Source organism: bacterium, from assembly GCA_041649255.1.
Taxonomy (GTDB): domain Bacteria; phylum Hydrothermota; class UBA3073; order JACQXS01; family JAQTXJ01; genus JAQTXJ01.
Genome location: JBAZNK010000001.1, coordinates 299,537 through 317,286 on the forward strand (window position 1 = coordinate 299,537; position 17,750 = coordinate 317,286).

Annotated in this window: 14 protein-coding genes; all 14 read left to right on the top strand. The window is 37.1% G+C overall.

The features are described 5' to 3' along the window. The first annotated feature begins 186 nt into the window (after positions 1 to 186). The 14 genes from WC614_01250 to infB all read left to right on the top strand — a co-directional run bounded on the left by WC614_01250 (position 187) and on the right by infB (position 17,715). The gene (locus tag WC614_01250; GenBank protein ID MFA5031622.1) at positions 187 to 1,521 is read left to right on the top strand and encodes a right-handed parallel beta-helix repeat-containing protein; all 1,335 of its coding nucleotides are present in this window, start codon (positions 187 to 189) and stop codon (positions 1,519 to 1,521) included. Positions 1,522 to 1,634: 113 nt separating this feature from the next. Next, complete coding sequence (locus tag WC614_01255; GenBank protein ID MFA5031623.1) at positions 1,635 to 2,969, top strand: T9SS type A sorting domain-containing protein; 1,335 nt, start codon at positions 1,635 to 1,637, stop codon at positions 2,967 to 2,969. Between the two features lie 56 nt (positions 2,970 to 3,025). Continuing rightward, positions 3,026 to 4,384: a T9SS type A sorting domain-containing protein gene (locus WC614_01260; GenBank protein MFA5031624.1), complete on the top strand. Its 1,359-nt coding sequence runs from the start codon at positions 3,026 to 3,028 to the stop codon at positions 4,382 to 4,384. A gap of 233 nt (positions 4,385 to 4,617) precedes the next feature. Continuing rightward, complete coding sequence (locus WC614_01265) at positions 4,618 to 4,749, top strand: hypothetical protein (protein MFA5031625.1); 132 nt, start codon at positions 4,618 to 4,620, stop codon at positions 4,747 to 4,749. A 270-nt stretch (positions 4,750 to 5,019) separates the two neighbouring features. Next, positions 5,020 to 5,460 carry a T9SS type A sorting domain-containing protein gene (locus tag WC614_01270; GenBank protein MFA5031626.1) on the top strand — a complete coding sequence of 147 codons (441 nt, stop codon included), beginning with the start codon at positions 5,020 to 5,022 and terminating at the stop codon, positions 5,458 to 5,460. 79 nt (positions 5,461 to 5,539) lie between these two features. Then, complete coding sequence (locus WC614_01275) at positions 5,540 to 5,671, top strand: hypothetical protein (GenBank protein ID MFA5031627.1); 132 nt, start codon at positions 5,540 to 5,542, stop codon at positions 5,669 to 5,671. 75 nt (positions 5,672 to 5,746) lie between these two features. Beyond that, a complete protein-coding gene (locus tag WC614_01280; protein MFA5031628.1) occupies positions 5,747 to 6,400 on the top strand; it encodes a T9SS type A sorting domain-containing protein in 654 nt (217 codons plus the stop codon). A 104-nt stretch (positions 6,401 to 6,504) separates the two neighbouring features. Then, positions 6,505 to 8,556, top strand: a complete 2,052-nt coding sequence (locus WC614_01285; GenBank protein MFA5031629.1) for a C25 family cysteine peptidase — start codon at positions 6,505 to 6,507, stop codon at positions 8,554 to 8,556. Between the two features lie 49 nt (positions 8,557 to 8,605). Continuing rightward, positions 8,606 to 9,046 carry a hypothetical protein gene (locus WC614_01290; protein MFA5031630.1) on the top strand — a complete coding sequence of 147 codons (441 nt, stop codon included), beginning with the start codon at positions 8,606 to 8,608 and terminating at the stop codon, positions 9,044 to 9,046. A 27-nt stretch (positions 9,047 to 9,073) separates the two neighbouring features. Then, entirely contained in the window at positions 9,074 to 11,209 is a 2,136-nt protein-coding gene (locus WC614_01295) for a M14 family zinc carboxypeptidase (protein MFA5031631.1), read from the top strand. 152 nt (positions 11,210 to 11,361) lie between these two features. Beyond that, a complete protein-coding gene (locus WC614_01300; protein MFA5031632.1) occupies positions 11,362 to 12,546 on the top strand; it encodes a hypothetical protein in 1,185 nt (394 codons plus the stop codon). An 89-nt stretch (positions 12,547 to 12,635) separates the two neighbouring features. After that, positions 12,636 to 14,381, top strand: a complete 1,746-nt coding sequence (locus WC614_01305) for a proline--tRNA ligase (protein MFA5031633.1) — start codon at positions 12,636 to 12,638, stop codon at positions 14,379 to 14,381. Positions 14,382 to 14,394: 13 nt separating this feature from the next. Further along, entirely contained in the window at positions 14,395 to 15,630 is a 1,236-nt protein-coding gene (nusA, locus tag WC614_01310) for a transcription termination factor NusA (GenBank protein ID MFA5031634.1), read from the top strand. Between the two features lie 3 nt (positions 15,631 to 15,633). After that, the gene (gene infB / locus WC614_01315; GenBank protein ID MFA5031635.1) at positions 15,634 to 17,715 is read left to right on the top strand and encodes a translation initiation factor IF-2; all 2,082 of its coding nucleotides are present in this window, start codon (positions 15,634 to 15,636) and stop codon (positions 17,713 to 17,715) included. Positions 17,716 to 17,750 lie beyond the last annotated feature (35 nt).

Genomic DNA, 17,750 nt, shown 5'->3' on the forward strand with positions numbered 1-17,750 from the left:
CAAGAATTTTTACAAAACATACAAAGGGCAATCAGTCCTAAGCAATTTAAGAGATAACAAACAAGTTCGCTATCACTAAAGTGGAAAAATAAAAAACATCTTGACTAATAGGTGAAAATAGAACATATATTGTATATAATTTTTTTATTGCATATTATTGTATATTTACGGGGGAAGGGGGACAAAATGAAAAAAGCAATGTTAATTTCATTAGTTTTAACAATGGCTTCCTTGTGTTTCGGAACAGTTCGGCGTGTGCCATCCCAATATTCTACAATTCAGGCGGCATTAGATGCTGCAAATGGAGGGGACAGCGTTGTCGTTTCAAAAGGGACTTACAATGAGAACGTTAATATTGAAGATAATGGTGTGAAGTTAGTCAGTGAATCCGGTCCCGACTCTACGGAAATACATGGGAACGGTGGCGTAACAATAAGTTCTTCGGCTTCCGGCTCGGATACAACTACGTTGCTATATGGATTTAAGGTTACAGGTGGAACCGGCGGTTATGGTGGAGAAGGCGGGGGGTTACGTTTGTGGCAACAGGCCATGAAAATCAAAAATTGTATATTTACGGACAACGAGGCAAATGAAGGGGGAGGGCTTTATTTAGAAAGGTCAAGGTCGGTCGTAGAAAGTTGTTTAATATACGGTAATGCTGCGCCTCCAAAAACTAGTCCGGGTGGAGCCGGCGGTGGGATATATTCTTTTTCGGATGCAGGAGATTTTCCCCCGATTATCAGGAATAATACAATAATCAACAATAGCGCCGATGGTTTTACTGATTTGATTTTTGGCGGCGCGGCTATTGCGCTCCATAAGACAGGGGGGACAATAATAAACAACCTCATAGAAGACAATACTGCGGCTTATGGCAACGGAGGAATTGGAGTTATGTTGATGAGCGGCACTTATAACGTTACAATACAAAATAATATAATTAGGAACAATGACAGCGTGGCAATAGATTTGAGATACCTTCATGCAAATAATGTTCACATTAACAACAACCAGATTACCGGACATCAGTATGGAGTGAGATTTACTTACTGGACGTACGGGACAGTGGCAGATGCAACAAACAACTGGTGGGGCGCAGAAAGCGGGCCTTATCACGCAACACTTAACCCAAGCGGGATGGGAGATGGGGTAAAAGATACAGTAGTAAGCAGTACTCACACAATAGATTTCGACCCGTGGACACATTCCATAGCCGTAGAAGAAGTAAAACCACGCGAGCCGCCTTATACATTATCAACCTGCTGGCCGAATCCTTTTGTTCATCAAACAAGTGTAAAATTAGAAAGTAAGTTTTGGACGGTAGTATCGGCAATAGTTTTTGACATAACGGGCAGGGAAGTTCGCTGTATTATGAATGGTTGTCCTAAATCGGCAGGTTCTTATAATATAAGCTGGGATGGTAAAGACAGGTATGGGAAACAAGTTCCGCCGGGAATGTATTTCTACAGGGTAAAGGTAAATAATACGTGTAAGACGATGAAAGTTATAATGATACGATAAACAGAAATATCAAAAATCAAAATGCAAAAATCAAAATTAACAGATAAAAAAAAGATTTATTACTAAAGAGGGCACAGAGAAGACAGATAAAGAAATAGAAAAAAGGGGGATGGATGAAGAAAACAATGTTAGTTTCGTTAGTTTTAGCACTGGCTTCTTTATGTTTTGGGACAGTTAGGCGTGTGCCATCTCAATACTCTACAATTATGGCAGCTATGAATGCTTGCGCGGAATGGGACACCATCCTCGTAGCAAAAGGAACTTACAACGAAAATGTTACTTTCAAGACTAACCGTGTCCAACTAATTAGTGAATCCGGGGCCGATTCTACGGAAATACATGGAAGCGGAAGCGTAACCATAAGCTCTTCTGTATCGGGGATGGATGTTTCTACTTTGCTTTATGGATTTAAAGTTACGGGGGGAACCGGTGGTTACGGTGGAGAAGGTGGCGGGCTCCGTATGTGGAAACAAGCAATAACAGTCAGGAAATGTATATTTACAGAGAATCATGCAAATGAAGGCGGCGGGTTTTATTTAGAGAGGTCGGATGCAGTCATAGAGAGTTGTTTAATATATGGCAATAATGCTATAGTTAGTTCGCCCCCCGGAGGCACCGGCGGTGGTATTTATACTTTTTCAGATTTTGGAGATGGAGAACCTATTGTCAGATATAACACTATAATAAATAATGATGCGAATGGAAATGGGAATTTCATCAACGGTGGAGGAGCTATTGCATTTCAGAAAACAGCCGGAACAGCAATAGGCAACTACATAGCTAATAACACGGCAAAGTATGGAAATGGCGGGATTGCCTTTATGTCAATGGGCGGGGTATACGAGATTATAGTAACAAATAATATTCTACAAGATAATGACAGTGTAGCAATAGATATGAGATACCTCAGCGCAGCAAATGCCCATATTAATAATAACAAGATTTCCGGACATCAATACGGGTTAAAATTCGAGTATCGCGCAGTTGGAGTTCTGGATGCAACAAATAACTGGTGGGGCGATTCGACTGGACCTTATCACAAAACTCTTAATACGAGCGGATTGGGTGACGCAGTAGGGGATACGGTAATAAGTAGTGTTCACAGTGTAAACTTTAATCCCTGGTTAACAGACACTCTTCAAGCTGTAGAAACAGTAAAACCGACTGAGCCTTATACATTATCCACTTGCTGGCCGAATCCTTTTGTTCATCAAACAAGTGTAAAACTTGATACCCGTTACTGGGTATTGGTTTCGGCAATCGTTTTTGACATAACGGGCAGGGAAGTTCGCTGTATTATGAATAATTCTGCTAAATCGGCAGGGACTTATAATATCGGCTGGGATGGGAAAGATAGATACGGGAAACAGGTTCCGCCGGGAATGTATTTTTACAGGGTAAAAGTAAATAATACCTGTAAGACAATGAAAGTTATAATGATACGATAAGCTAAAGTAGGAAGTAGAAAGGGAACGGAAGAGAAACAATAAAAAAAGGGGGACGGATGAAGAAAATAATGTTGATTTCGGTAGTTTTAGTAATGGCTTCTTTATGTTTTGGAACAACTCGTAGGGTGCCATCCCAGTATGCTACAATTGGAGCGGCTATGACTGCCGCCGCAAACGGAGACAGCATTCTTGTAGCTCCCGGGACTTATAATGAAAACGTAGCATTCAGCAAAGACGGTATTAAATTGGTAAGCGAGGGAGGGGCGACAGTTACCGAAATACACGGCACCGGCTATGTAACAATAAATGCTGCGACAGGTTGCGGAACAGACTCTAATTCTTTAATACAAGGTTTTAAAATGACAGGCGGAACCGGAGGAATGGACGGGGAGGGTGGCGGGTTACGTTTCTGGAACAGCCATATGAAAGTAAAAAACAATATATTTACCGATAATGAAGCGAATGAAGGCGCAGGTGTTTATTTAGAGAGGTCAAATGCAATAATAGAAAGTTGTTTAATATATAATAATGATGCCCTTGCAAAAAAAGGCAAAGACGGAGAAAAATGGAGTGACGGTAATGGCGCAGGAATATATAGTTTTGCCTCTGACAAAGATTATACTCCGATATTCAGAGGAAATACCATAATAAATAATTTTGCAGGCGGGAAAGGCAATATGTCCAATGGTGGCGGAGGGATTGCAGTTATCAGAACGGGAGCGATTATTGAAAATAATTACATTGTAGGCAATACCGCTACTTATGGGACAGGAGGAATAGCCATTTTTGAACAGGGTGAGACACACACTCTCACAATAAGAAACAATACCATAAAAAACAATGACAAAATAGGGATAGAAGTAAGGATGGCAAACGTTGCATTGACAACCTTAAAAAATAACCAGATAGCAGGTCACACACAATATGGGCTAAAATATACTTACTTCCCGACCGGAGTTTTAGATGCAACAAACAACTGGTGGGGGTCTGCAAGCGGGCCTTATCACGCGACGCTTAATCCGAGCGGTACGGGAAATGCAGTATGCGATACGGTAAAAAGTAGTGTTCGCAGCATAGTTTTTAGTCCCTGGTTAACAGACACAATCATAGCCATAGAAACGGTAAAACCGACTGAGCCGTACACCTTATCAACTTGCTGGCCAAATCCTTTCGTTCATCAAACAAGCGTGAAATTAGAAAGCAAGTTTTGGACAGTCGTGTCGGCAGTAGTTTTTGACATAACGGGCAAGGAAGTTCGTAGCATTATGAACAATTCTCCTAAATCAGCTGGTTCATATAATATCGGTTGGGATGGGAAAGACAGGTATGGGAAACAGGTTCCGCCCGGGATGTATTTCTATAAAGTAAAAGTAAATAATACCAGTAAAACAATGAAAGTTATAATGATAAGATAAAAAAATGGAGATTTCACCGCAGAGACGCAGAGGTCGCAAAGAACAGATAACAGAAAAAGGGAAGTGGATATTCGATCAAAGAGTTTAAAAAAAGAGAGAACGCAGAGAACAGAAAACGATGAAAGTTATAATGATACGATAAATTACAAGTAGGTAGCAAAGAGTAGTAAGTAGAAAGGGAAAATAAAAGAGGAAACAGAAATAGGAGAGGAATAATAGCACGGGAGGTGCAGATGTTAAAACGTTTAAGTTTTGCAGGAGTTGTTTTGGGAGTTCTGTTCGTTAGTGGACAGATTTGTAACGGGGCGCAAATCAAGTATGATAATGGGACGCCTTCTTACGTTAAGGGTTATGACCCGATGTGACCAAGCTGCGGCGCTTATTATGGAGTAAGGTTTACTCCAACAGGAAAATCGAATTCAAAAGTTACCGGAGCACAAGTTTATATAGCAAATCAGTCGGGTTCTTCCGCAACATTTGAGATATATGTCTATGATGATGATGATGGCGAACCGGGAACTCTTAAGAGTCAGGGGACATTTAGTGTTGGTTCAAGCGGTGGATATTCTTCACCAACTTTATCTACACAGCCTGTTATAGCGGGAGATTTTTATATATTTATAGGTCCACAGGAAATGGATGCTTATTTAGGAATAGGGATAGACAATGGTCTCAACTATGATGATAGAATGGGTGTTGCGGACAACCTGCCAAGTTGGTATTGTCCGGACTACCCCGGTGATTTTGTATTAAGAGCAAATGTAACTTATGTAGGAGTAGAAGAGAGTGCAGACATCAAAACCCTTTCGACTACGCTCAGGGCAAGTCCAAACCCAATAGTTAATAACGGAACTATTTCTTACTCCTTGAAGCAAGGCAGTAAAGTAGAACTTTCTATTTATGATTTGTCCGGGAAATTAGTAAAAACTCTTGATAATAGTATTCAAACAACCGGAACAAAAACGATAAACTGGGATGCAAAAGATAATTTTGGAAACAAAGTAAGTTCAGGAATGTATTTCTGTAAGTTAAGGACAGGGAAAGATACTCTAACAAAGACATTAGTGGTGTTATAAAAGTTATTTTGCAGGGGCGTATTGCTCCGCCACAGCGGATAAAAATACGCCCCTGCAAACAAGTAAAAAAGGAGGGAGTATGTGGAAAACTTTTAGGTTTTTAGGGATTCTCGCAGGAGTATTTTGTTTAAGCAATACGATTTTTTGCGATACCGAAATTAAATATGATAACGGGAGTATGAGCACATTTCATTATTGGAGCGCAAGCTGACCGGAGTGTTATGAAAGATATGGAGTAAGGTTTACTCCGACCGGAAATTGCAGAGTTACAAGCGCAAAATTTTATATGTATAAATATGAAGGTTCATGGAAGCAATCCACTGCTTATGTATATGGTAATAATGCAGGCAAGCCCGGAACGCTTGGCACATCAGCTACTTTCACGCCCTCGTCAAATGGATGGTACACGGTAAATTTTTCCACACAGCCGTCTTATAGCGGAGATTTCTTTATAGCTGTAGGGTTGGGCTCAAGTGGCGCAGGGTATATGGAAACGTCTTTAGGGTTGGATGGAGGGCTTAATGCCGGAGCCAGAATGGTAGCGTATGATTATGGAATGTGGAAAAATCCTACAGAGACTATGCCGGAGTATTATGCCAGTGATTTTATGATAAGAGCAATGGTTTCTTATGTTGGAGCAGAAGAATCCGAACTGTTGCCAGTAACAACACAGTTAAATTCCATTATGCCTAACCCGATTACTACTCAAACTACTATTTCCTATATGTTGGCAGAAAATTCAAAAGTAAACGTAAGTATATATGATATATCTGGAAAACTTGTAAAAACTTTATCGAATGAGACACAGTCAGCCGGAACAAAGGCTTTAAACTGGAATGCAAAAGATAATAACAGTCATAAAGTAAGTTCAGGAATGTACTTTTGTAAATTAAATGTAAACGGAAAAGCCATTTCAACAAAGAGTTTAATAGTATTATAAAAATTGGTATTGACGAAAAGATATTTAGGATACATATTTAAGAATTAACAATAGCCAATAAGGGAACTCTAGGGCTATCGCCAAAGAGTTTCTAAGGAGGGGAAATGAATAAGTATAAGGTAGGCATTCTTCTTTGCCTGTTAAGCATAGGAATGGTTTCTTATGCAGGGACATTGAAAAAGACATTCGTTTTCGATACGGGGAATCTTTCTTTTTCTCAAAGTGATGGGTTTGATGTTGTTAAGATTAAAGGTGGGCAATTAACAGATAAAGCGGGGAAACCACAGCTTCCATCTAAAATGGTACAATTATCCATACCCTCTAACGCCAAGTTAGAAAATGTAATTATAAATTCTACGGAATGTGAAGATATTTCAGGAGCATATAACATTTATCCTGCTCAATTACCTTCCGTTGTATCAGAAGAAACCAAAGCTCCATTTATGGCACCGGATGTAAAGACATATAGTTCATCTGCAGAATATCCTGAAAAATTAGTTGAGTATGGGGAACAAAATATGGGAGGATACAAAATTGTATATCTTAACATCCATCCTGTTAAATATATTCCTTCAGAGAAAAAGTTAAAAGTTTATTCTAAAGTTGAACTAACTATTAATTACAAAGAAGACCTTTCCGTTAATTTAAGAAAGACAGAACTCGGGAAAGAAGTATTTCGTAAAATGGTAAAAGAAATAGTTGCGAATCCTGAAGATGTCGTAAGTAATGAAGTTAGTTTTTTACCCGTTCTTGCAGATACAGCAGAGTATTTAATTGTCACAAGCGATGCACTTGTTTCTGAATTCCAGAGATTAGCTAATTGGAAAATAGCAAAAGGAATGACCGCTCAAGTAAAAACTGTAAGCTGGATACTTAGTAATTATACGGGCAGGGACGATGCGGAAAAAGTCTGGTATTTTTTAAAGGATTATTTTGCGAATCATGGGACAGTATATGTTGCACTTTGCGGGGACACAAATATAGTTCCAACAAGAAAGTGCTGGTGGAGAATTGCTATGGTAACGGATGACAAAAGAATTACATGTGACCTGTATTTTTCAGACCTTAATGGGCCATGGAACAGCAACAGTGATGCAAACTGGGGTGACCCGTGGTATGACAGTATCCCGGATATGGCTCCTGATGTAATTGTAGGGAGACTACCTGCAGGAAGCGTAGGTGAAGCAAAAATACTTGTGGATAAAATAGAAAGTTATACAACAAATACAGCTCTTGGTTACGTATTAAATATGACAGGAGGAGTATTTATAGCACCAACTTCGACTTTTGATGCTCGTATGGATGAAATTGCAGGGCAGATGCCGGCAAAATATGATTTTACTAAATTTTACGAGAGTGATGGTTTTAGCGGAAAAACACAAGCCATAGCCCAACTAAATACAGGACCTCATTTTGTATGCTGGTCATCTCATGGGGATTCGGTAAGTCTCTATGCGAATTCTGCTAAAACCCAGTCAATTAAGCTGGCCGATGCCTTAGCATTAACGAATGGATATAATAAATTATTCGTATTCAATACAATTGCCTGTAAAGTCGTCAGATTCCATCAAGAAGACTGTCCATCAGAAGGTTTTATGCTTGCTCCTAGTGGAGGCGCAATTGCCTTTACAGGAAATGCTTGTGTTGGACTTAATCCTAACTCTGATAATTTGATGAAGGAAATGGCCGTTTCATTATTCAAGGACAACGACAATCCAATAGGATATGCTTTTTCTACAACTAAGGGAGCCCACGCAGCAGGCGCTCATTCAAGTGACCAGGAACGACTTTTGCAATATGGTTTTACTTTACTTGGTGACCCTGATTTGCTCGTTCATAAAGACACGGTAGCTATAGGAATTTCCGAAAAAACGGATTTTACATGTCCCTTAACGAAAATATATCCTAATCCGGCAAGCGGAAATGCTAATTTCAGATTATCAGGAGTAGCCCAAGGAACAAAAATTAGCTTGCAAATCTACGATTTGAGCGGATCAGCAGTTAAATCTTTCTCTACTGTTACCGATAATTCACCTGTAACTACTTTAATCTGGGACGGACACGATAACACAGGTAAAAAACTGAAATCAGGAATTTATTTCTATAAAGTTAAAAACAATTCTTACGAAGAAAAAGGTAAATTCATTTTCTTATAAAGGAATTCGATTGGTGCCGTAGAAGTAAAATAGTCGTTAGAATTATAAAGTGTTTAAGTTTAAGTGGTTATGTATATTACAGGTTTTATTATTTGTAGGATGCTATGCCAATAAAAAAGTTCCTGAATGGGTAAACGCCCTGAATGGAAATAATTATAAAATGGTGATTGCGGAGAAATATCCATACACTAATTGCCAGATGGATAGTGTTCCGAATGAAATTATGAACATTAAAACAGAAATAGAAAAATCTCTAATATCTACCGACAATCCGGCATTGGCAAATAAACTTATTCGGCATTTTTTTCCTGACGAAACTGAAAAATGTAATTTCAAATATACGAATGTAGCTACAGCTAAAGACCACATCTTAATCCGATTTTTGTCTGCCTTTAAAACACCCGGAACTTATGTCGGATATTCATTGGAATTCGCATTAAAAAATAACAAAATAGAAAATATATATTTGTTTAAAGTGCCTAATTATTAAAACAAAAAACTAAAACAAGGAGGTTTTATGTTTATTTATTTTTTATCTCTGGTCTTAGGGATAAATATTCCGAATACTTATCAACCTAAAACGGAAAGTCCTAAAATGCTGGTAAGGGTTTACAATACAACTATTTCGGAACTTCAGCAATATGATGTTGCGGGATGTGAATTCGGGAAATGGGTAGATATCATAGTATCTCAGGAAGAGCTTAACACATTAGGGAAGGGCTCTTCCATAATACTTCCGGATTATGGAAAATACTTAGAATCCGTTAAAGCAGATTACCCTTCTTATAGTGAATTTACTACAAAAATGAATACGATAGCTTCAACTTATCCTTCTATTGCAAAATTGTACGTTATTGGCAAAACGGTTGAAGGAAAGGATGTTCTTGCATTAAAAATTTCGGATAATGTAAATACTGATGAAGATGAGCCGACATTCCTTGTTATGGGAAACCAGCATGCTGATGAGTGGCCCGGACTTTTAATACCCTTGACTTTTGCCGACACGCTTACAAAAAAATATGGTTCGGATACACATATTGCAAATTTGATTAATTCAAGAGAATTTTGGATAATACCTTGTTCAAACCCCGATGGCTATGCATACTCTCACGATGGAGGAAACTCGACTTGGCGAAAAGACCGTCAGACCCCGGCAATGGACCCAAACCGTAATTGGAATGGCGCTTGTAATGGGGAGATAGCAGGTGAATGGGGAGGTCGTGCAGTTTTTGGCACCACACAGATAACATTTTGTGGATATGCACCATTTCAGGATTCGGGAGTTAAACATATAAGTAATTTACTTAAGACTATTGATGTAAATATTCTTGTATCCTATCATACTTATTCGAGAACGGTCTTGTGGCCATGGGGATACAAATCGGATGCGACACCGGATGGTGCTTTAATGAGCACTGTCGGAGGACAATTAGCAAGCACTATTGGAAGTTATAGCGGACAGCAGATTTATACTTATGTTGGAGCCGGAGTTACCGGTGGAAGCGACGACTGGCAGTACGGACATGCGCTTGAAGTTGAAGGTGAAAATATGCTTGTTTATAGCGTAGAAGCGTGTAATACTGCTAATCCAACAGGTTCTATTTTGTTGAACGAAGTAAGTAATAATTTAAAAGGGTTGTTTTTTCTTGCAGATACGGCAAATTATGTAAAGAATACGTTAACTACAAAGATTAAAGCTCCTGAAATTCAGGCGATAGATTCTGTCCCGACTAATTTCACGATAAAATGGGAAAAACGACTTGCAGATAAATATGAATTGCAGGAATACAAAACCTTGACATTAAACACGGATGACGCCGAATCGGATAGAGGTTGGTGGACATTGGAGGGATTTGCATTAGCAACAACCCAAAAACATAGCGGAAGTAAAAGTTATTTCTCGGGGAGGTCAAACGGTGCGATTACGGCTATGACATCTAATTATCCCCTTCCTAAAGCAGATTCCATTACTTTCTGGATATGGGTTTATCATGAGAACAATGTGGATTGGTGTTGGTTTGAAGTGTCAAAAGACGGAAAAGAATGGGCAATGAGAGATTCTTTTACGGGCACACATAATACGTGGAATAGAAAGTCATATCCTTTCCCGTCAGGTTACAAGTCTCTATATATAAGATTTAGAAATGCATATGATGCAGGAACAGCACAACTTGGAGTATACATTGACGACATTTACCCTGTACCTACTTTTGGCACTATCTCTAGTATCTCTAGCACTATAACAGACACATCTTATTATATAACAAGCAAACCTTATGGTAAATACTGGTATAACGTTAGAGGAAATAATTCTCGCGGATGGGGAAATTGGGGACAACTGGAAGAAGTAGATGTGGGCAATGTCGGAATAGCACATTCTCAAGCTCCTGAACAGGAATTTGTTCTAAAATGCAATTCTATTACTTCCACAAGCTCGGTTAACATTGAATACGCTTTACCCTCTAACTGTAAAACAAAATTAAATATCTATGACATTACAGGAAAAGTTGTAAAAACTATTCTTGATAAAGAACAGAATAAGGGACTTAATAAAGTAACATTGGACACGAAATCTTTTGTATCGGGAGTTTATTTTATTAGTTTAGAAACACCTATTTTTAGTAAGAAGACCAAACTCATATTGATTAAATAAATTGATTTTGGATCGTTATTTATTAAGAAAGATAAATCGTTTTTTAATAAACAGAGTTAAAAAGTTTTTTGTTGACAAAAGCGTGCTTTTAAATATTGTAGCTTATCTAACTTAGTAAAGGATAAATACTAGAGAAGAAAAAAGGAGGAAAGATGAAGTTTAATTTTACAGATATCCTGAGAGCGCCACGAATAGGCTTTTCTGCTAAAAAAATATGGGTCGCTACTCTTGGGTTGCTTATAGGGACTGTTTTGTACTCTATACTAACTTACTGTGCTTACCTCACATGTTTTGATTGGAATTGGATAAGTATCTGGCAAACATATAAACTTATACCCCTCCCGATAATAGGAGAAACTTCTTTTGCATGGTATAATTGGGCATTATGGATTTTAGGGTTGGCGTTATTTGTTGGGGTTAATTTTATTTCCATAGGTGCAATCTCTAAACTTACTATTGAACAATTACGAGGAGATGAATTTTATGAGATTACTGATGCTGTAAAATATTCAATGAAACAGTGGAAAGCAGTTATGCTTTCTCCTTTGGTTCTTATGATATTTATCGCCTCTTTATTAGTTGTTGGATTTGTATGTGGACTAATTGGAAGAATACCTTATGCAGGACAATTGTTCGCTGGAATGTTCTTTATTCCTGTAGCCTTTGGTTCCATATTTATAGTATATCTCGGGATTGTCCTATTAGTAAGTTTGATAATAGGGCCTTCTATAGCAGGTTCCAGTGAATCTGATGTTTTTGATACCCTGTTTGAAGTATTCAGTTGCTTAAATGATCAGACATGGAGATTAATATTGTGGGAAATACTTGTTGGCTTATTCGCGATAATAGGAACCCTTGTTCTTGGATGGATTGTTAAACAAGGGCTGGTCTTGATGGAATGGGGTTGTGGCTTGTGGGCAGGACCAAGAGGATGGTGGGATATAATTTGGACTCGTGGAATTTGTTATTTGCCCGCAATTCCAACTATTGATTGGATTGAAAAGGTAGTATCTCGAGTCGCACCGGTATTAATAATTGCACCTCCTACATGGTCAGTTGGAAATTGGGCAGAAATTGTTGGCGGATTCCTAGTCGGTATAAGTTTCTATTTCATACTATTCTTTGTTATGGCTTATGGAGTCAGCATATGGAGCGCAGGACAAACCCTTATATATACCGTATTAGTAAAAATGAAAGACGAAAAGAACTTACTCGAAAAAATTGAAGAAGAATTTGAAGAAGAAAAGATTGAAGAAGAAACAACGGAAAAGAAAATAGAAGAACACAAAGAAGAAGAAAAACACGATAAAGATAAAGAAAAGGAAAAGAAACACTAAAGCATAAAAACCTGAGATTTTATATAAAAGTGAAATCTCAGGTTTTTTTATTATACAAAAAATTATCACCGCTGAGGCGGATGTTTTATATGAAATGGACAGAAAATTTTTTACCAACTCTTAAAGAGCAACCGAAAAATGTAGAGATCCCATCTCATTCTCTATCTATAAGAGTCGGGCTTATAAGACAAAGCATTAGTGGTGTCCATACTTATCTACCACTTGGCTGGAAAATATGTTTAAATATCATTAACATTATAAGAGAAGAAATGAATAGCATAGGAGCTCAAGAAATACTATTGCCGGCATTGTCTACTGCAGAATTATGGGCAAAAACAGGGAGACTTGCAGGTTGGGGTGCAGAAATCTTTAGACTCAAAGATAGAGGGAATAGAGAATTATGCCTCTCCCCTACTCACGAAGAACCTATAACGGAATTTGTAAGCAAAGAGATTCATTCTTATAAAGAATTACCATGTATTTTCTACCAAATTCAGACTAAATTTAGAGATGAACCAAGACCTCGTGGAGGAGTTTTAAGAGCCAGAGAATTCATTATGAAAGACTCTTATTCTTTTGATATAGATGAAACTTCTTTTATGGAAAGTTATGCGAAACATAGAACTGCTTATGAAAAAATCCTTAATCGCTGTGGATTAAGTTATAAAATTGTTGATGCTTCTTCCGGACTAATGGGCAGTGGAAAATCAGAAGAGTTTATGGTATCTTCTCCATATGGTGAAGACTCTATTGTAATTTGTAAGAATTGTGGATATTCCGCTAATAAAGAAACAGGAAAAATTGGAGAAATTAGAAACGACACAAAAGAACAAAGTTCCGAATTAAAAAAAGTGCATACACCCGTAAAAGGCACCGTTGATGAAATATCTAAATTTTTAAACGTGCCTGCAGATAAATTGATGAAAAGCATATTATATTTTTATGACGCCGAACCCGTATTTGTATTATTAAGAGGAAATCACGAAATCAGTATGGACAAATTAAATAAAATAAAGATAGCTAATACAGAGACAAAGGGAACTTTTAGAATCGCGACTCCCAATGAAGTTAAGACTCTTATTAACGCCGATGTAGGATATATATCACCAGTCAATCTCTCAAAACAAATAAAAGTGCTTGCCGCAAATTCACTTAAAAATAGCAACAATTTAGTTACAGGAGCAAATGAGAATTTATACCATTTTACAGGAGTAGATATAGAAAGAGATATTCAAGTAACTCAATGGGCAGACATCGAAATTCCGAATAATGGAGACCCCTGCCCGAAATGTAACAAAGAACTTACTCTCGAACCTGTTATTGAATTGGGACATATTTTCGACCTCGGGGAAAAATACTCAACTCCCTTAGGAGCAACTGTCCTCGACAAAAATGGACAGAAAAAATCCATATATATGGGAAGCTATGGAATAGGAGTAGAACGAATAATGGCAGCAGCAATTGAAACACATAATGATTCTGAGGGCATAATATGGCCAATGGAAATTGCTCCATTTAAAGTAATTATTATTCCCTTGAATATAAGCATTCCCGATATAAAAGCTACTGCTGAAAAAATATACTCTGAACTTAGTAATTTCGACCCTCTGTTTGACAACAGGGATGTAAGCGCAGGAGTTAAATTTAAGGATGCCAATCTTATAGGAATACCAATCCAGATAATAATAGGGGAAAACTCCCTTAAAACAAATGAAGTCGAAATAAAAACTAGAGACAAAAAAATAAATACAAAAATAAATAAAGAACTTGTTTTAGAAACTATTCAAAACATTTATAAAGAGGATAAGACAAAATTTAAGGCTATTACCCCTTAACAAAAGAGATATTATGGGAACCGTATTAAGCGCAATAAATCAAATGTCGCAATCCTTACGCCTATCAAAGGAACACGCGATAGAATTATTTAAAGACACCATTAAAAGTGTTGTAAAAACTAAATTAGGCGAAAATGTAAAATCAGAAGTAAATATCTCTGAAAAAGATGGAAGCATAGAGTTGTTTCTTATAAAAAAAGTGGTAACCGAGCCAATTAATTTAACAATGGAGATATCTCTTAAAGAAGCTAAAGAGATAATAAAAACAGCAGCTCTTGACAAAGAAATTAAGGTTAAAATTCCTTTTGAAAGTCTTGGAAGAGGTGCGGTTATTTTAACGAGACAATTACTAGAACAAAAAATAAAAGAAAAAGAAAAAGAGAAAGTAAAAGAAGTGTACACTAAAAAAACAGACGAAATAATAGTAGGAACAGTACAAAAAGTAGATAAAAATGAAATTATTGCCAAATTAAAAGACGCGGAAGGCATCCTTCCTGCGCGGGAACAAATACCAGGCGAGAGATATAATCAGGGAGATCCAATAAAAGGTTATATATTAGATGTAACATCCAATGGCGAAGTTCTAATGTCAAGAAGTCATCCAAATTTATTAAAAAAGTTATTAGAAAAAGAAATCCCCGAAATACAAGAAAATGTTATTCAAATTAAAGCTGTTGCAAGAATACCGGGAATTAGAGCAAAAGTAGCAGTTATATCAAACGATGTAAAGATAGAGCCTGTAGGCGCATGTGTTGGAGTAAGAGGATCAAGAATAGAAGCTATTATGAAAGAACTTAATAACGAAAGAATTGATGTTATACAATATTCCACAGACCTAAAAACATTAGTAAGTAGAGTTCTATCCAATGTTACAATATTGAAATCTGATGTTGACAAAGACAATAAAAAAATGAGTGTTATAGTAAAAGATGAGGATTTGCCTAAAGCCATTGGAAAAGGTGGGCAAAATGCATTATTGGCATCAAAATTAACAGGCTACAAAATAGATATAATATCCGAAAGTAAATTTAAAAATAAAGGTATTACCTTTATTAAAGAATTAGACAGCAATACTAAAAACCTTTTGGTAAATAATGGATTTATGACAACAGCCGATATCCTAGAGAAGGGAATAGAACAACTTGCAAAAGTACCAGAAATAGGAGAAGAAAGAGCTAGTGAAATATATCATATAGTATCTAACCAAATGCAGAATACGAATGAAAAAGTAGAAATAGACAATCCATAAAAAATGAAAAGACTTTACGAAGTAGCAAAAGAATTAAATATATCAAGTAAAGCCCTTATGAAATTACTCAATAAGTTAGGACATAAAGTAGTTAGCTCGACTGCTTTTTTGACCGATGGGATAATAGAAGAATGCAAAAAAGGAATGCAAACACAAAAAGATGCAGTTAAATCGGAAGAAAAAGCAAAACAGACAATAAGAGCACACGCATATAGACCACAACCTGTAATAACCGCTGCAAAAAAACAAAAAGACAAGATAATAACCGAAAGAAGAGTCAGAGAAACTATAACAAAAATTGAAATGGGGGAAAGACCCAAAAAATATAAAGCGAAAGAAGACATTTCACAAGAAAATACTATAGTCAATAAAATACAAATTAGTTCCAATACGCCGGTAAAGGACCTTGCTCAACTTTTAGGAGAAAATCCAATTAGTCTTATTACAAAGTGTATTGCAATGGGGCTTTTAGTAACTATCAATCAAAGAATAGATTTTGATACGGCTGCTACAATAGCGGCAGAATATGGTTATGAGGCCGAACTTATCCCTACTTACGTAGAGGAAGAGAAAAAAATAGAAGAAAATATCCCTCGGGATCCGATAGTTACTATTATGGGACATGTTGACCACGGGAAAACTACATTACTTGACTACATAAGCCATAATAATGTAGCGGAAACAGAAGCAGGAAAAATCACCCAACATATAGGGGCATATAGAGTTAAAATAGGAGAAAAACATATTACTTTTATTGATACTCCCGGGCATAAAGCATTCACAGCTATGAGAGTCCGAGGAGCAAAAATAACTGACATCGTAATATTAATTGTTGCTGCGGATGACGGTGTAATGCCGCAAACGGTTGAAGCAATCAACCACGCAAGGGATGCAAATGTTCCTATAATAGTAGCGGTAAATAAAATAGATTTGCCCAGCGTTATACCCGGGAAAGTAGAACTTCAATTATTGGAACATAAAATAGTTACAGAAAAATATGGTGGAGAAAACCTTTGTTGTTACATATCTGCCGGGACAGGAGAAGGAGTACAAGAATTGCTAGAGGCAATTATTGTTCAGGCAGAATTGCTAGAATTAAAAACTACTATAGACATACCTGCAAGAGGGACTATTATTGAGACAAAATTAGATAAAGGAAAAGGTCCGGTAGCAACTGCTATTGTAACACATGGGATACTAAAAGTAGGGCAACCTTTAATTGCCGGAAACGCTAGTGGAAAAGTTAGGGCATTGTATGATGAATGGGGAAAACATAAGTCAAAAGCTCATCCTTCTGAGCCGGTTCAGATAGGTGGATTTGATGAGTTGCCGGAAACTGGAGATACTTTCACTGTTGTGAAAGATGAAAAATTGGCCCGTGAAATATCAAAAGAACGAAAAACAGCACAAAAAGATATTTCAGACAAAAGCACAAAACCGGTAACTCTTGAACAACTACAAAAAGATCTAAAAGCAGGAGAAATAAACGAACTTAAACTTATCATAAAAGCAGATGTAGCCGGCTCAGCAGAAGCAATCGCAGACGCACTCGAACACCTAAAGGAAGAAGAAGCAAAAATTCGTATTCTGCATAAAGGAGTAGGTGAAATTAATGAATCTGACATTCTTCTTGCTGCAACAAGTAAAGGAATAGTAGTAGGATTTAACGTAAAAGAAAACAACAATGCCACACAACTAAGCAAAGAAAAAGGTATTGAAATCAGAACCTATAACATTATTTATGAAGTAATCGAAGATATACAATTAGCACTTAAAGGCTTATTGCCTGCAAAATTTGAAGAAGTTCAATTGGGTAGAGCCGAAGTTAAACAAGTGTTTAAAATAACAGACGTAGGCTTTATAGCAGGATGCTACGTTCTTCAAGGGAAAATCGTCAGAGGAGCAAAAGTAAGAGTACTAAGGGAAAAGAATATAGTTTATGAAGGTAGAATAGAAAGTCTAAAACGAATAAAAGATTCCGTTAAAGAAGTAGAAACTGGTATGGAATGTGGGATTGGCGTCAATTTCAAATGTGCAGCAAATGATATTATAGAGGCTTTTGAAATAAAAGAAATTCCAAGATGAAGTTATTAGAAAGCTTTTTATTAAAAACTTCCGCA

Coding starts and splice junctions, on each gene's coding strand:
- infB (MFA5031635.1), top strand. CDS start 15,634: ATGAAAAGACTTTACGAAGTAGCAAAAGAATTAAATATATCAAGTAAA.
- WC614_01305 (MFA5031633.1), top strand. CDS start 12,636: ATGAAATGGACAGAAAATTTTTTACCAACTCTTAAAGAGCAACCGAAA.
- WC614_01255 (MFA5031623.1), top strand. CDS start 1,635: ATGAAGAAAACAATGTTAGTTTCGTTAGTTTTAGCACTGGCTTCTTTA.
- WC614_01265 (MFA5031625.1), top strand. CDS start 4,618: ATGTTAAAACGTTTAAGTTTTGCAGGAGTTGTTTTGGGAGTTCTGTTC.
- WC614_01280 (MFA5031628.1), top strand. CDS start 5,747: ATGTATAAATATGAAGGTTCATGGAAGCAATCCACTGCTTATGTATAT.
- WC614_01300 (MFA5031632.1), top strand. CDS start 11,362: ATGAAGTTTAATTTTACAGATATCCTGAGAGCGCCACGAATAGGCTTT.
- WC614_01295 (MFA5031631.1), top strand. CDS start 9,074: ATGTTTATTTATTTTTTATCTCTGGTCTTAGGGATAAATATTCCGAAT.
- WC614_01250 (MFA5031622.1), top strand. CDS start 187: ATGAAAAAAGCAATGTTAATTTCATTAGTTTTAACAATGGCTTCCTTG.
- WC614_01260 (MFA5031624.1), top strand. CDS start 3,026: ATGAAGAAAATAATGTTGATTTCGGTAGTTTTAGTAATGGCTTCTTTA.
- WC614_01285 (MFA5031629.1), top strand. CDS start 6,505: ATGAATAAGTATAAGGTAGGCATTCTTCTTTGCCTGTTAAGCATAGGA.
- WC614_01275 (MFA5031627.1), top strand. CDS start 5,540: ATGTGGAAAACTTTTAGGTTTTTAGGGATTCTCGCAGGAGTATTTTGT.
- WC614_01270 (MFA5031626.1), top strand. CDS start 5,020: ATGGATGCTTATTTAGGAATAGGGATAGACAATGGTCTCAACTATGAT.
- nusA (MFA5031634.1), top strand. CDS start 14,395: ATGGGAACCGTATTAAGCGCAATAAATCAAATGTCGCAATCCTTACGC.